The organism is Aminobacter sp. 01T433, assembly GCF_056398585.1.
This window is the reverse complement of sequence record NZ_JBFTPR010000005.1, coordinates 345508-361061: the sequence shown is the minus strand read 5'-3', so window position 1 is coordinate 361061 and position 15554 is coordinate 345508. Positions and strand designations below refer to the sequence as shown.

General features: G+C 61.8%; 13 protein-coding genes. 3 read left to right on the top strand and 10 right to left on the bottom strand.

What is annotated here, in order from left to right; all coding sequences use genetic code 11:
- Positions 1 to 125: 125 nt before the first annotated feature.
- From glmM to ybgC, 10 genes are all read right to left on the bottom strand, one after another.
- The gene (gene glmM / locus AC1DLV_RS11110) at positions 126 to 1478 is read right to left on the bottom strand and encodes a phosphoglucosamine mutase (protein ID WP_476800113.1); all 1353 of its coding nucleotides are present in this window, start codon (positions 1476 to 1478) and stop codon (positions 126 to 128) included.
- Between the two features lie 1376 nt (positions 1479 to 2854).
- On the bottom strand, positions 2855 to 4789 hold the full coding sequence (gene ftsH, locus AC1DLV_RS11105; protein ID WP_476800112.1) for an ATP-dependent zinc metalloprotease FtsH: 1935 nt from the start codon (positions 4787 to 4789) through the stop codon (positions 2855 to 2857).
- 110 nt (positions 4790 to 4899) lie between these two features.
- Positions 4900 to 6249: a tRNA lysidine(34) synthetase TilS gene (gene tilS, locus AC1DLV_RS11100; protein ID WP_476800111.1), complete on the bottom strand. Its 1350-nt coding sequence runs from the start codon at positions 6247 to 6249 to the stop codon at positions 4900 to 4902.
- A complete protein-coding gene (gene ybgF / locus AC1DLV_RS11095; RefSeq protein ID WP_476800110.1) occupies positions 6243 to 7292 on the bottom strand; it encodes a tol-pal system protein YbgF in 1050 nt (349 codons plus the stop codon). The genes tilS and ybgF overlap by 7 nt, the downstream gene beginning before the upstream one ends.
- 159 nt (positions 7293 to 7451) lie before the next feature.
- A complete protein-coding gene (gene pal, locus AC1DLV_RS11090; RefSeq protein ID WP_476800109.1) occupies positions 7452 to 7958 on the bottom strand; it encodes a peptidoglycan-associated lipoprotein Pal in 507 nt (168 codons plus the stop codon).
- A gap of 334 nt (positions 7959 to 8292) precedes the next feature.
- Complete coding sequence (gene tolB, locus AC1DLV_RS11085) at positions 8293 to 9609, bottom strand: Tol-Pal system beta propeller repeat protein TolB (RefSeq protein ID WP_476800108.1); 1317 nt, start codon at positions 9607 to 9609, stop codon at positions 8293 to 8295.
- A gap of 36 nt (positions 9610 to 9645) precedes the next feature.
- Positions 9646 to 10716, bottom strand: a complete 1071-nt coding sequence (locus AC1DLV_RS11080; RefSeq protein ID WP_476800319.1) for a hypothetical protein — start codon at positions 10714 to 10716, stop codon at positions 9646 to 9648.
- 13 nt (positions 10717 to 10729) lie between these two features.
- Positions 10730 to 11182: a protein TolR gene (gene tolR, locus AC1DLV_RS11075; protein WP_476782369.1), complete on the bottom strand. Its 453-nt coding sequence runs from the start codon at positions 11180 to 11182 to the stop codon at positions 10730 to 10732.
- Positions 11183 to 11198: 16 nt separating this feature from the next.
- Entirely contained in the window at positions 11199 to 11909 is a 711-nt protein-coding gene (gene tolQ / locus AC1DLV_RS11070) for a protein TolQ (RefSeq protein WP_476782351.1), read from the bottom strand.
- Between the two features lie 282 nt (positions 11910 to 12191).
- Entirely contained in the window at positions 12192 to 12659 is a 468-nt protein-coding gene (ybgC, locus tag AC1DLV_RS11065) for a tol-pal system-associated acyl-CoA thioesterase (RefSeq protein WP_476782352.1), read from the bottom strand.
- A 54-nt stretch (positions 12660 to 12713) separates the two neighbouring features.
- On the opposite strand from ybgC, the gene AC1DLV_RS11060 reads away from it, so the two are divergent.
- The 3 genes from AC1DLV_RS11060 to AC1DLV_RS11050 all read left to right on the top strand — a co-directional run bounded on the left by AC1DLV_RS11060 (position 12714) and on the right by AC1DLV_RS11050 (position 15525).
- Positions 12714 to 13964, top strand: a complete 1251-nt coding sequence (locus AC1DLV_RS11060) for a glycoside hydrolase family 5 protein (RefSeq protein ID WP_476800107.1) — start codon at positions 12714 to 12716, stop codon at positions 13962 to 13964.
- 317 nt (positions 13965 to 14281) lie between these two features.
- Positions 14282 to 14572 (top strand): DUF3892 domain-containing protein, encoded by a 291-nt coding sequence (locus AC1DLV_RS11055; protein ID WP_476800106.1) that lies wholly within the window; start codon positions 14282 to 14284, stop codon positions 14570 to 14572.
- A 272-nt stretch (positions 14573 to 14844) separates the two neighbouring features.
- On the top strand, positions 14845 to 15525 hold the full coding sequence (locus tag AC1DLV_RS11050) for a hypothetical protein (protein WP_476800105.1): 681 nt from the start codon (positions 14845 to 14847) through the stop codon (positions 15523 to 15525).
- The last annotated feature ends 29 nt before the right edge of the window (positions 15526 to 15554 follow it).

Sequence of the window (15554 nt, the reverse complement as noted above, 5' to 3'; positions counted from 1 at the left end):
ACTTAACCGTGTCGGTTAACTACGAATGCTTGCGACAACTGTTTTTCGCCAAGATGAACTGGCTTTCGTGCGCACAAAAAAGCCCGCTTGAAGCGGGCTTTTCCGATCTGTGAAGTAATCCGATGTCAGGCGGCCGTACGGGTTTCCGAAATGACGCCGACAATGTCGTTGACCACTGTCTCGACCAGCTGCGGGTCGTCGCCTTCGGCCATGACGCGGATCAAAGGCTCGGTACCCGAGGGGCGGATCACCAGGCGGCCGGTCTTGCCAAGCCGGTTGCGGCCGTCTTCGATCGCAGCTTTGACCAGGGCTTCCTCAAGCGGCTTGCCGCCGGAAAAGCGCACATTCTTGAGAAGCTGTGGCACCGGTTCGAAGGTACGGCTCAGCTCGCTCATCGGCTTGTTGGAGCGCTTGATGCAGGCCAGCACTTGCAATGCCGCCACCAGGCCATCGCCGGTGGTCGAATAGTCAGTCAAAACGATGTGCCCCGACTGCTCGCCGCCGATGTTGAGGCCATGCGCGCGCATGTGCTCGACGACGTAACGGTCGCCGACCTTGGTGCGGTGCAGCTCGAGATTGATGTCGCCCAGGAAGCGTTCGAGGCCGAGGTTCGACATGACCGTCGCCACCACGCCGCCGCCGGCAAGGCGGCCGCTTTGCTGCCAGGATTGGGCGATCAGCGCCATGATCTGGTCGCCGTCGACGACGGTGCCGTTCTCGTCGACGATAACGACGCGGTCGGCGTCGCCGTCGAGTGCGATACCGATGTCGGCGCGCACTTCATGCACCTTCTTCTGCAGGCCGGCAGGATGGGTCGAGCCGCACTCGTCGTTGATGTTGAAGCCGTTGGGCTCGACATTGATGGCGATAACCTCGGCGCCGAGTTCCCACAGCGCGGCAGGGGCCACCTTGTAGGCCGCGCCATTGGCGCAGTCGACCACGATGCGCAGGCCCGACAGCGACATCGAACGGGGCAGGGTGCGCTTGGCGAATTCGATGTAGCGGTCATGCACGCCATCGACGCGCTTGGCCCGGCCAAGTCCGTCGGAATCGGCAAGCATCGCTTCGACATCCTGGTCGAGCATCGCTTCGATGCGTTCCTCGATCTCGTCCGACAGCTTGTAGCCGTCGGGTCCGAACAGCTTGATGCCGTTGTCGTGGTATGGGTTGTGCGAGGCCGAGATCATCACGCCGATGTCGGCGCGCAGCGAGCGCACCAGCATTGCGACCGCGGGCGTCGGGATCGGGCCGAGCAGGAACACGTCCATGCCGGCGGCGCACAGGCCCGCCACAAGCGCGTTCTCGATCATGTAGCCCGACAGGCGCGTGTCCTTGCCGAGCACGACGCGGTGACGATGGCTACCGCGCTGGAACGACAGGCCAGCGGCCATGCCGACCTTCATCGCGATCTCAGCCGTCATCGGAAATTTGTTGGCCCGTCCGCGAATGCCGTCGGTGCCGAAATAGCGTCCAGCCATGTTTAGCCTGTCCCCGTGGAGTCCACCCGCGATTGCTTTGCCACAACCTGAGGCGACCAACGCATCACATTTGGTGAGTTTATGTCACAAAACCTTAGAAAAGGGTTGGGTTTTTGGGGGTGCATGCGCCAAAGGTCAAGACGGCATATTGACTATAGGAATTATTTCCTGCAACGTATGGGTGTAGTATCGAGTTGTCGAGCTTGGGGAAAGTCTAGATGCTAGTGTCTGAAATTTCCGAACAAGACTTAGGTAGATTGGCAAGAAGCATCACAGTTCTACAAGCCGAGATAAAGCTGCTCGCGCTGCATCTGCGATTGAAGGCGGGATTTCGACCCGATCAACCACGTGTGCCTGCCGGCAATCCAGATGGCGGGCAGTGGGCTGATGGGGGTGGCGCCGTATCTCGTATTTCCGGTCGGCGTGGCACGGGCGCAAGCGGCACTCGTGGTAGTGTGCGCTGGCCGAACGCATCTCCTGGGCAAGTGACTAGGCTTGAGATTAGTCATTCACAAATGCAGGCGTTGCGTCAGCAATTAGGTCGTCTTGATCCCAAATGGCGACCGAGCCCTCAAGCGTATGAGACGGTCGAAGGGCAAATTTCAGCAAATTTGGCAACGGCGCGCGAGGCGCAAGGTCGGCTCGACCAATTGCGAGGATACGGACTTGGCGTAGGGCCTTTTGCTGGCGAATCCATTGTGGCGCGCAATAGCGGTCGAAACTTTACGCGAGCGGAAAGGGCAGAGATCAATCGAATTGGACGCACGACTGGTTGCCATACTTGTGGCACTAAGAATCCGGGAACGCCCCTCGGCAATTTTGTGCTTGATCACCAGCTGCCAAGCGCTCTGAGTAGGTCTCCTGCAAGACAGAGCTTGTACCCACATTGCCTACAATGCAGCCAGATTCAGGGTGGTTGGACCCTGTATCTTCTGAGGAGAAGATAGGGATGTACCTTTCGAAAAAGCAGGCCCCTGTGAACTCTCTCGTGTTCATCTCAGATGTCGAGGGTGGAGAGCCACCACTGCCGGTTCGCGGTAGCAACATCTTGTCGACGTCCTCTTGCATCTCGGTAGTCACCTATCCCGAAAATGAAGGAGCAACCGAGTTCATTCTGGGGCCGATTGCGGATGTCGACCCTGCAACCGCTCCGGATTTCTCAGGGTCAATCGAGACGCCCACAAGGCATTTGCGAATATCGACGGTTGAAGACCAACCGATCCTAAAAATCCCGGTGCCCAATACCTTGACGCAGGTTTGTGTTTGGCTCAGCCACTCGACGTGGCCCGATAAGATTATCGTTGGTTGGAGCTGAATACAAAAACGCCGCTGAGTTTCCTCAGCGGCGTTTTTCATTCGTTCAGCGTTCGCGGGCCTCAGCTTGACGGCTGGGGTTCCATGCCGCCTTCGGGCTCCGAGCCCTTCTTCTTGCCGCGGGTCGAGCCGGCCTTGGGCACGGCCGAGCCGCGCGAGGGCGGGGTGTCGTCGCCCATGTCGCGGGAGGGCTTGTTGCCGGCGATCAGCTGCTTGATCTCTTCGCCAGACAGGGTCTCGTATTCGAGCAGGCCTTCGGCCAGCGCGATCCAGTCCTTTTTCTTCTTGGTCAGGATCGTCTTGGCGGTCGAATAGGCCTCGTCGATCAGGCGGCGCACTTCGGCGTCGATGATCTGCGCGGTCTCTTCCGAGACGTTCTGCGTCCGTGCGACCGAATGGCCAAGGAACACCTCTTCCTGGTTGTCGCCATATGCGACATGGCCAAGCTTGTCGGAGAAGCCCCAGCGCGTGACCATGGCGCGCGCCAGCTTGGTCGCCTGCTCGATGTCGGAAGACGCACCCGATGTGATGTTTTCCTTGCCGAACTTGAACTCTTCGGCAACGCGGCCACCCATCATGATCGCCAGACGCGAGATCATGTATTTGTAGCTCATCGAGTAGCGGTCGCCTTCAGGCAGCTGCATGACCATGCCGAGCGCACGGCCGCGCGGGATGATCGTCGCCTTGTGCAGCGGATCGGCCGACGGCACGTTGAGCGCGAGGATGGCGTGGCCGGCCTCGTGATAGGCAGTCAGCGCCTTTTCGGCCTGGGTCATGGCCGAGGAGCGGCGCTCTGCGCCCATCATGATCTTGTCCTTGGCGTCTTCGAATTCCTGCATGGTGACGAGGCGCTTGTTGCGGCGCGCCGCCATCAGTGCGGATTCGTTGACGAGGTTCATCAGGTCAGCACCCGAGAAGCCCGGCGTGCCGCGTGCGATGACCTTGAGGTCGACATTTGGCGCCAGCGGAACGTTGCGGACATGGACCTTGAGGATCTTTTCGCGGCCGACGATGTCGGGGTTCGGCACGACGACCTGACGGTCGAAACGGCCCGGACGCAGCAGCGCGGGATCAAGAACGTCGGGACGGTTGGTCGCCGCGATCAGGATGACGCTCTCATTGGCCTCGAAGCCGTCCATCTCGACCAGCAGCTGGTTCAGCGTCTGCTCGCGTTCGTCATTGCCACCACCGAGGCCAGCGCCGCGATGGCGGCCGACGGCGTCGATTTCGTCGATGAAGATGATGCAGGGTGCGTTCTTCTTAGCCTGCTCGAACATGTCGCGGACGCGGCTTGCACCGACGCCGACGAACATTTCGACGAAGTCCGAACCGGAGATGGTGAAGAAGGGCACATTGGCTTCGCCGGCGACCGAACGGGCAAGCAAGGTCTTGCCGGTGCCGGGAGGGCCGACAAGCAGCACGCCGCGCGGGATCTTGCCGCCCAGGCGCTGGAATTTCTGCGGCTCGCGCAGGAATTCGACGATCTCTTCGAGGTCCGCCTTGGCTTCGTCGACGCCGGCGACATCACCAAAGGTGACGCGGCCATGCGCTTCGGTGAGAAGCTTGGCCTTGGACTTGCCGAAGCCCATGGCGCGGCCGGAACCGGACTGCATCTGGCGCATGAAGAAGATCCACACGCCAAGGATCAGGATCATCGGCAGCCAGGACAGCAGCACGGAGAAGATCGAGCCGGAACCGTCATTTTCAGGACGGGCGTTGATGGTGACGTTCTTCTGCTCAAGCCGCGACACCAGCGTCGGGTCGCCGGGCGAGTAGGTCTGGAAGCCGGTCGAGTTGTCGATATAGGTGCCGCTGATGCGGTCACCGGCAATCGTCACCGTCTTGACGCGACCGGAGTTCAGATCCTGCAGGAACTGCGAATAGGCCACTTCGCTCGACGCGCCGCGGGTCTGCGGGGTCTGGAACAGATTGAACAGGGCGATGAGCAGAACGGCTATGATCGCCCACAGCGCGAAGTTGCGATAGTTCGGATTCATCGAATATCCCGTTGGCGTTCGTGGGGAACGCGGATGGTGAGAGTAAGCTTGTCCCTAACATAGGCACCGGCTCCCACATTGCCAAGCACGTCCCTAAGTCTGGGTTAAGGTCAAACACCAATGTGACTATGGCATGGCGAGACCGGGATTGGGTCGGAACCGATCAACTTTTGGAGAGACGCAGCTACGGCGAGATCGAAAGCCGGCAAGAAGCGCGCCCAAGGCGCGGCGAGTGCGACTGCATTTGTTAGAACTGCCAAGCCGACCAATGTTTCCTGGCGCCAAAGTGCTGGCTCGGCCGCAAGTGCCGCCCTGACAAGACTTTGCGGTGCATTAGCTTGCGATGACGTTGCCTTCGCGGCGGAAAAACCTAGCGGCGCCACGGTCAATTCTGTTGTGTCTTCGGTTGGCGAAAGCCTGTAGCGGCCGTCCCAGATGCCAGCCGCCAGCGGCATTGTCTGGGGCAATCCGCGTCCTTCGCGCAGCAGGAAAATTCCACTGCCGCGCGCATCGATGAGTGCGCGCGACAATGTGGCGCGGGCCGGTTTTGCTTGCTTCGAATTGCTGGCCAGGCGCACCAGAAGGTTCTGCACCCGCGCCTCGTCGGGCAAATGCGCCATGCCCCCGGCCACGGAAATGAGGATGCGCAGCGCGTAAGCCGCCGCATCGTTATCGGGCGCTTGCGTAAGTGCCGGGTCGAGGCGCAGCAGGCCTGGTGCCGCGCGGCTCGCGTGTTCGGCGATCAGGCTTGCTGCGCGCGCGCCAAGGTCGGTTCGCGCGGCACCCGACCTCCGTGCCTCGATCAGCGTGTTTTCAATACGCTGATCGCTGCTCTCGCTCAGCGACAGCCGCATGCGCGGCCGCTCATAAGCCTCGTTGGTGTTGGTCGGGTCGTCGAGCCAGCCTGTGCCGCGTGCCCTGAGCACCTCACGCAGTCTTTCTCGGCGCTGACCAAGTAGGGGGCGGACGATCCAGACGTCGCCGCAAAACAAAGTCGCGGGTGCCATGCCGGCACTGCCACGACCGGTCCCGCGCGCGCCGCGCATCAGTACTGTTTCGGCCTGGTCGTCGGCGGTGTGGCCGGTGACGACGATTGATGCACCCGCCTCGCGGGCGGCCTGAGCCAGCAGATCGTAGCGCGCGTCTCGCGCCGCAGCCGGGATGCCGGTCGACGGCTTGTCGCCGGTCCAGCGCATCGTCCGGTGGCTGACACCGTGGCGTGCGCAGAGCTGCGCCACCTGATCGGCCTCGGCGTCCGAACCGGGCCGCAGCGCGTGGTCGACGGTCACCGCCAAAAGCCGCGTCGAGGGCGCGTGCCGCTCGAGATGGGATTTGAGAAGAAGAAGGAGGGCTGTCGAGTCGCTACCGCCGGAAACCGCTGCGACGACTATTTTGTGCGAGGCAAAATCGAACTCGGAAAAGTCTTGAAAAAAATCGGCGTCGATCGGCTGCGTCAGCACGCGGCGAGAGCCCGTTCCTGCTTGACCCGCTCCTTGATCGCTCCGGAGGCGTCGGGATAACGCTTGCCGATCTCGCTGAAGGTGGCGCAAGCGACGTCGCGCTGCTTCAGGCCGGCCAGGGAAACGCCGAGCTTGAGCATCATTTCAGGGGCCTTCTTGGACTTTGGATATGCCTTGCTGGCGGCGAGGAAGATTTCGGCCGCATCGCGATACTTCTTTTGTCCAAGCAGCGACTCGCCGAGCCAGAAACGGGCGTCGGCCGTCTTGGGATCGTTGGGGAAGCGCGAGATATGGTCGCGAAAACCCTGCTCGGCGGTGGTGTAGTCGCCCGAAAGCACGAACTGGTAGGAGTTGCGGTAAAGCTCGTTGGGGTCGTTGGTGTCAGGCAATGCGGCAACGGCGGTGCCATTGGCCTTTGGCTGTGCCGGCTGTGCTGCGACAGGTGCCTTCGGCTGCGCTGATGCTGCGGCCTGAGGGTTGGAGGAGTCAGACACCACGTTGCCATTGGCATCGACCGTGATGGTGCCGAAGGTCGTCGGTGGCGTGCCCGTGCCACCGGCACCTGGCTCGCCGGTACCGGATTCAACGATCACGTCTTCGACGGAGTGCCCGCCGGCGGCAGGCGCTGAGGCCGTGGCAGCCTGCGTCCCGCCGGGTTGAGGCGCCGTGGGCGCCTCAACGATCGAGCTGTTGGTCTTGCCGGAAGCGTCGGACTTCTTTTGTCCGCCACCTTCGAGCTCCTGGAAGCGGAACTCGTTGTCTTCCTGCATTTTCCGCAGCTGCTCCTGCATCTGCAGGATCTGGAAGTTCAGTTCCTCGATGCTGCCATTGAGCTTGCGGATTTGCTCTTCGAGTGCCGCGACGCGCGGGTCGCCGGCCTGGGCAAGCTGGATCGTGCCCTCATTGCTCTGGGTCTTGCTGCCGAATACGCCCGGCAGGCCGATCTTTGGGAAGTCGATGCCGAAACCGTCACGCGCATGCGCTGTGGCCCCGGACAAAAGGAAGATGGCAAGCGTGCCACTCAGGATTGATCGAAAATGCATTAGCCTCTCGCCGTGGAAGAGAATGGGTTGCTTTGCGCCGATGCGCTCTCGTCATTTATCAGGACGCGAGACTTCGGCCAAATTTTGTTTCGAGCTTGCAGATAAGCAAAAGGCGGCCCGAAGACCGCCTTTCGTTCAACTCTGTGGCTTTTAAGCTACTTAGCTGCCGGCGCCGGAGAGCGTCGTCACAGCACGACGGTTCTGCGACCAGCAGGAAATGTCGTCGCAAACGGCGACCGGACGTTCCTTGCCGTAGGAGATCGTCTTGAGGCGCTTGGCGGGAACGCCCTGCGAGATCAGGTAGTCGCGGGCAGCTGCGGCACGACGAGCGCCGAGTGCAAGGTTGTATTCGCGGGTGCCGCGTTCGTCGGCATGGCCTTCGACAACGACAGCGTACTGGCTGTACTTGGCGAGCCACTGGGCCTGACGGGCGAGAATGCCCTGCGCGTCGGCGCGAACCGACGAGGAGTCGGTATCGAAGAAGATGCGGTCGCCGACATTGACGGTGAAGTCCTGCGCCGAACCCGGGGTCGCCGCGCCGGCGCCACCGAGGCCGAGATCGGCCGCGCTGTTAGGGGTTTTCTTCGAGGCGCAGCCAGCAATCGCCAGCGAGGCTATCAGGGCCACGACCACGGGGTTGGTTGCAAATTTCGCGATCTGGCGCATCCCGCCTCTCCTTCGCATTCGAGTGATTTCGTTGAACATCCAGTAACCACGTTGCGGTTAACCGGCATTCAAGAAACGTGGTTAAAATTTCGTTGCCACTTGCCTGTCGCGTCCCCGCAATATGGCAATCGTCCAACATGTACTTCGCCGCGCACCGTAGGCGGAAATACGGCGGAAAGGCGGCATCATTGGGCAAATGACGCCGCCTGGCCGATTGGTCGCGCCTTTCGGGGGAAGGTTAATGGCCATGGTTGCAAAAACGCCGCGCGTCGTTTCCGACGCGCGGCGTTTCATCCAGTTCCCGAAAGCCGATCTGGGTTTTTAGGCCGATGCGTTAATCCAGCAGCGGCGACCAGGCCGGGTCCGAGGCGAAGCCCGCAGTCGGGATTGCCTGCTCGTTGCGGCCGGTGAGATCCACCGAATAGAGCTTGGGACCACCACCGCCGGGCTGATCGCGGAAGAACATGACGACACGGCCGTTGGGCGCCCAGGTCGGGCCTTCCTGCTGGTAGCCGGTCGACAGAATGCGCTCGCCCGAGCCGTCGGTCTTCATCACGCCGATCTGGAACTGGCCGCCGGACTGCTTGGTGAAGGCGATCAGGTCGCCGCGCGGCGACCACACGGGGGTCGAATAGGTACCGTCACCGAAGGAGACGCGGGTCTGGCCCGAGCCGTCCGCACCCATGACGTAGATCTGGGCACGACCGCCGCGGTCGGAGGTGAACACCACCTTGGAACCGTCAGGCGAATAGGAGGGCGAGGTGTCGATGGCGCTTGAGTTGGTCAGGCGCGTGGTGGTGCGGCTGCGCAGGTCCATCGAGAAGATGTTGGAATTGCCGTCATCGCGCAGCAGGCTCATGATCACCTTCTGGCCATCGGGCGAGAAGCGCGGGGCGAAGGTCATGCCGGGGAAGTTGCCGACGAGTTCGCGCTGGCCGGTCTCGATCTGCAGGAGATAGACCTGCGGCTGGCCGCTCTCATAGGACATGTAGGTGATTTCCTGACGCGTCGGCGAGAAGCGCGGCGTCATCGCCATCGAGCGGCCGTCGGAGAGGTAACGCACATTGGCGCCGTCCTGGTCCATGATGGCGAGGCGCTTCTTGCGCGCCGTCTTGGCGCCCGACTCGTCGATGAACACGACGCGGGTGTCGAAATAGCCCTTTTCGCCGGTCAGACGCTCATAGATGGCGTCGGCGATGATGTGGGCGATACGGCGGGAATTGGTCTTGTTGGCGAAGAACTGCTCGCCAGCGAGCTGCTGGCCGGCAAAGGTGTCCCACAGCCGGAACTCGGCCTTGAGCCTGCCGTCTGCTTCCTGGCTGACGCGGCCGGTCACCAGCGCCTGGGCGTTGATGACCTTCCAGTCCTCGAAGCGCGGCGCGACATCGGGGTTGGAAATCTTTTCGATGAAGGCGCCCTTGTTGATCGGCGCAAACAGGCCCGAGCGCTGCAGGTCAGCGGCAACGATGCCGGCGATCTCGGCGCCCATCGCATCGCCCGACAGGAAGTCGGTGATGGCGATCGGCAGCGGCTCGACATTGCCCTTGTTGACGTCGATCTCGACCAGCGCGCGTGCGGGCAAGGTTGCAAAGGCGGTCATGCCGCTCGCCATGGCGCTGATCAAAAAGATCGCTCTGATTACATGCTTCATTAGATAGGCCTCTTAGTTCCGGATGAGCGGGGGCGCTCAGAACATCTCGCTCGGGTCGAAATTGACGATGACTTGATCCCAGCCGCCCGCATATTTGTCAGCGGGCAGGTTGTAGGGCGCGCATTGAAGCACGGCGCGGCGCGCCGATTCAGCAGCTGCGCGCTCGATACCGGCCGAACCGCCGCCGGAAATAATCTCCGGCCGTCCCTCGATCTCGCCGGTGGGGGTCAGTTTGAACTGTACGGAAACCTTGAGGCCGCCGCCATCCATGGCGCCCGCCGGCACGTTCCAGCAGCGCTGGACCTGGCCGCGAAGCGCGTCCATTTCGCTCTGGCTCAGCTTGTTGCCGCCGGTGTCCTTCTTGCCGCCCAGCGCGGCCTGATCGGTCGAGCGCTTGGCGCCGCCACCCGAAGGCTTCTGCTTGTTGAGCAAGGCTGCGACCTCGTCGGCGTTGAATTCCTTCTCTTCCGACTTGGGCTTGGACGACGCCTGCTGGGTTTGCTTGTCGTCCTGCTTGCGGTCTGGGGTCTTGGCCGTCTGCGCCTGGGGCGGCTGCGGCTTTGCCTCGGGCGAGGGTGCGTTTTCGGGCAGCTTGACGGCTTCGGCCTCGGCCTGGTCGGAGACGATCGTCTCGGCCACCGGGTCGGGCTTGACCTCCTGCTTGGGCTGCGGCTGCGGCGTCACCTCGGTTGCCGGAACGGGCACAGGCTTGGGCTCGGCCTGCTTGGCGGGCTCTGGCTTGGGCTGCTCGACCGGCGTCGGTTTCGGCTCAGGCTTGGGCGAGGGCGGCGGGGCCGCCGCAACGTCGATTTCCTTCTGCGTCGGTTCGGGCGTCGGCGGCTTGTCGCTGTCGGTCTTGTTGTCGCCGACGTTCTGGGCGTTGGGCACGATGTCGGGTCGGCTCGTCGGCTTCGGCGCCGGCTTTTCACTCGCCGGGGCCTTCTTGTCGCCCTTCTGGATCTGGGTGATCGATTCCACCGGCACGATGTCGACCGGGAACGCCTCGACGTCGGCGACTTCGAGGGCGCTCGGCGCCGACAGGGTGAACAGGCCAAAGCCCAGCACCGCTGCATGCAAAACCACAGATGTCGTGAGGCCGGCCTTCATCTTCATTTGGGGACTACTGGCTCTGTTCCTGAAGGGTGACGAGGCCGATCTTGTTGTAACCGGCAGCCTGGATGCGGGCCATGACCTTCATCACCGTGCCGTAGTCGGCGGTCTTGTCGCCGCGCACATAGATGCGTTCCTCGTAGCCGGCCTTGGCAATGGCGCCGAGCTTGGCAACCACTTCCTCAAGCGGGATTTCGGTTTCCTGGATATGGATCTGGCCGGCCTCGTTGATGGAAATGGTGATCGGCTGCGTTTCCGAATTCAGCGCCTTGGCCTGGGTTTCGGGCAGATCGATGGGCACGCCCACCGTCATCAGCGGGGCCGCCACCATGAAGATGATGAGCAGCACCAGCATGACGTCGACGAAGGGCGTGACGTTGATTTCGGACATCAGGCCGTGATGGCGGCCGCGCCGCCGGTGGCCGCGTGAACCGCGGCCGGAGCCGCCCGCGCTGACTGACATACCCATGGTCTACTCCTCAGGCCCGCTGCGCGACTTTTTCATCGATTTGGCGCGACAGTATGGCGGAGAACTCGTCGGCGAATCCTTCCATCCGGACGGCGATCTTGCCGGCGTCGGATGACAGCTTGTTGTAGGCGATGACGGCCGGGATGGCGGCGAGCAGGCCGATGGCCGTTGCCAGAAGCGCCTCGGCGATGCCGGGGGCGACGACCGCGAGGTTGGTCGACTTCGAGCCGGCGATGGCCTGGAACGAGGTCATGATGCCGACGACGGTGCCGAACAGGCCGATGAAGGGTGCTGCCGAACCGATGGTGGCGAGGAAGCCGAGCCGGCCTTCCAGCCGCTCCATTTCGCGCGTCAGCGCCAGGTCCATTGCCTTGTCGATGCGGGTCTGCAGCGCCAGAGGCGACTTGGCGCCCTTCTCGAAGCTCTTTTTCCATTCCTTCATGGCGGCGACGAAGATCGCGCTCATGCCGGTGGTCTTTCGGTCGGAAAGGTTGCGGTAGAGTTCTTCCAGCGACTGGCCCGACCAGAAAATCTGTTCAAAGCGCGTCAGGGCTGCGCGCATGCGGTTGTAGGCAACCAGCTTGTCGACGATGATCGCCCAGGTCCACACTGAAGCGCCGAGCAGGCCTAGCATCACCAGCTTGACCACCCAGCCTGCCTGCCAGAACAGCGCCCAAATCGACAATTCCGCGCCGGCATGGGCGAGAGGTAGAGTTTCCATCTTGTAACAGTCCTTAAGATTTCCGGGCCTGGCTTGTGGCTAGCCCTTGCGCATCATCCCATCGTGGTCCGTTCGCGCGATGCTTCCGGAAGTGCCCCAAAATGCGCCTTTTCGGCCTTTTCGGGGCGAAATTTGGTGAAAGGAAGGCCGCTCGGAATCCTTACGACTTTCACTGCTCCCTTAATGGGCCGTTATGGTTAAGGATGGGTTAGGAAGTGAGGCACCGCGCGTTGCCGCAACGTTGGGTTTGCTCGCTTGAGGGATCTGGTAACGCGACTGTGTTCACGCTTTCGGCATGAAGGCGTCGATCCACTCCTTGGGAAAGCGCCTCGGGCGCCCGTTCTCGCCGATGATCGCGGCTTCCACGCGCGCTTCCACCAGCACGTCTTCGCCGCGCTTGAGCTGCTGCGCCATGGTGATCCGGGCGCCTGATATCTCGACCGTGCGGGTTTCGATGGTTAGCACATCGTCGATCTTGGCCGAGCCGCGGAAATCGATCTCCATGCGGCGCACAATCCAGACGATCTTTTCGCCATGCTTGCCGTCGGCGAGTTCGGTGTGATGGACACCGGCGAGCCTAAGGAAGTCCGAGCGGCCGCGCTCGAAGAATTCGAGATAACGCGCATGGTAGACGACGCCGGAAAAATCGGTGTCTGCATAATAGACCCGCGCCATCAGCCGGTGGCCGAACGGCGTCAATGCGCCGGCAAGGCCGGCAGCCAGCGCGTCGAATTCACCATGATCGGCCATGGGGCTTTCCTTTTTCCGGGCTTTTGGGCACCAGTCTTGTCCGTAGCGAACCGGATGGCAGCAATAATGGCGATGATCAAGACCTGTCTGACGGCGCTGCTGATGCTGGTCCTGCCGGTTGCCTCAGTCAGTGCCGCCAGCTTTTCGATGAAACGCGGCATCAATCTCGACATCTGGGAGACCTGGCCCGGCCAAGACAAGTGGGGCAACCCAGACGTGATCCTGCCATTTCCCGAATGGCGCAAGCGGCTCGGCGAAAGCGACCTGAAGGCGCTCAAGGACACAGGCTTCGACGTCGTGCGCATTCCCGTCGACCCCTCGGTGTTCCTGTCCGACAAGACCACGGCGCTGCGCGGCCAGTTGCTGGAAAGCGTTCTTCAGTCGGCCCGGCTCGTCAATGCCGCCGGGCTCAAGGCGGTTGTCGACCTTCATCTCATTTCGGCTGCTGGCAACGGCCAGATCGGCATGGCGGAGGTGATGGACGATCCGGCAAATTTTGATCGCTATGTCGAACTGGTCCGCCAGATGGCGCTCACTTTGTCGAAGGAAGACCCGACCCAGGTGGCGTTCGAATTGATGAACGAGCCGGTGGTCGATTGCGAGCCGACCGAGCCAAAACTCTGGTCGGAGCATCTCAAGCGCCTTTATGCCGCCGCGCGCGCCTCGGCGACCCGGCTGACCTTGATCCTCTCAGGCAGTTGCTGGGGCAGCTCCGAGGGACTCGCCGCGCTCGACCCCAGGGATATTCCGGACGACAATGTCATCTGGACCTTCCATTCCTACCAGCCTTTCCTGCTCACCCATCAGGGCGCCACCTGGGCCGGCGATTTCATTCCCTACGTCACTGGGCTGCCTTATCCGCCTTATGCCGTGCCGCGCGCCGAACTCGACGCGGCCCTCGACAAGGTGAGGGCGAAGATCAAGGCCGAAGCGCCTCTGCTGCGCCGTCCCGGCATGCTCGCTTATCTCGACGAGCAGGTGGCGCTCATCGACAGCAAGGAAAAACTCGAAGCCGAGCTCGACGCGCCGTTCAGGCGGGTCGCCGACTGGGCCAGGAAAAACGGTATTTCGCCCGAAAACATCTATCTCGGCGAGTTCGGCATGATCCGGCAGGAATACAACAACCCCAAGATCATGCCGGGTGCCTGGCGTGCGGCCTATGTCGCCGACATGATCGGACGCGCGGAAGCGCACGGCTTTGCCTGGTCGATCTGGGGCTATGGCGGCGCCTTCGGCATCGTCGACGAATTCGAGGGGCGCAAGGCCGAGCCAGATGTGCTGGAGGTGGTCAGGGGGCTGAGGTAACCGACCACAATTAGGCTAGCTCAGCCTCCAGCCACAACCGCAGAGTTGCCCAAAACGATGCATTTTGGGAAACGAGTGCAGATCGTTTCGAAAACGAAAACAGAACAAAGTCCTGTGAATAACGGGGGTGAGGCGATGGAAGGGTTGCATTTCACGCGGTGGTTGCAGTCCAATGTTAACGGCGGCGAATCGCAAGTTCGCCGCCGCTACCGCAACCTAGCCACAGGACGGCTCGGCGCATGAAGAACATGATCACCCTAATTCGATGGCTGGTCCCGTCAAGCGTGCTGTGGGCTTGAATACAGGAACTTTCTTAGATGGCAGCTACTCATCAAATTAAGTGCATAAACAAATGGGACCGCGACAACGCTTGGGAACGAATAACCGACGTTGGCGGCGCAAATGCAGACGGAACACGTTGGAAGCTTACGCAAGTAGATGCAATCAACGGTATCGAAAACGGTACGTGGCGCTTCTACGTCAGTCGTCCGGCAGGTGATACTGTGTGGGTAATCGTCGCCACTAGTCGCTTTGGCAACAAGTATCTTAAGACTGAAGCGGATGGAGATCAGCCAAACAATCTCCTGAGCTTGCCTGAGTGTCCATGAACATCGCCTAGGATCACTCAATGCCGCTCGGCCTATCGTCATTCCACGGCTTGCTGAGCGGCATGTTGCTCGCATCGCCCGCCAGCTCGCCACGTGGGAAGCGATGCGCATAGCCAAGCTGCCGAAGGGTTTTGCCAAGATCTGGCAGCCGACGCCATTTCCTGTGGAGACAGGCCCCTAGGGTGCCGCATGATCCTGAGGCGCCGTTGGTGCGTCGGGGATCTTCCTGCGATTGATCTACAAGGTTTGGGCAGCGAGGTGAGGCCATACGAATGACCGCGTCCGAGTTGATCAAGCGTCATCTGCAGCCGCTGCTCGCGCGCCACTCCGACATGGAGGTGATCGGCCGCTGGCTGGTGATGAAGCCGATACGCCACGTGCTGCGCGGTATCGTCATACTGAGCCGCAACCACGATACCTACTTCGTTCCCCAATGGGCCGTGACCCATTTTTGCGAGCCTGTTGGGCACTTCCCCCTCAACTGGGGCGATCGTATCTTTAGCGACAGCCCCGGCCTGTGGCGGTGGGACGACCCAGCCATGCCGGAATACTTCATTGAGCAGATCGAGCGTGACATCCTCCCGCTTTTTCGCAGCATCGTAACGCTCGACGATATGGTTGCCTATCTCGCCACCAAGCCCATTCCCCATCGTGATTTCGAGATCGACGAGTTGCGCGGTGTGTCATTGCATGCTGCGCGCGGCGATCTCGAAACCGCCCGCGCCAAGCTTGACGATCTCAGGCATGGCCGTTCGTTGTGGTGCATTCCGGGTTTCGCCGAGGCTGAAGTCGCCTCGGTGGTGGAGCCGCTGGGGCCACTACTGGATAGAGGCGACCGTGCCGGCATCGCCCGCCAGCTCGCCGCCTGGGAGGCAATGCGGATCGCCATGCTGCCCAAGGGATTTGCCAAGATCTGGCAGCCGACGCCGTTTCCAGTGGAGCAAGCGCCGTAGGTTCTCGTCGGTCCTGTGCTAAGAGGCTG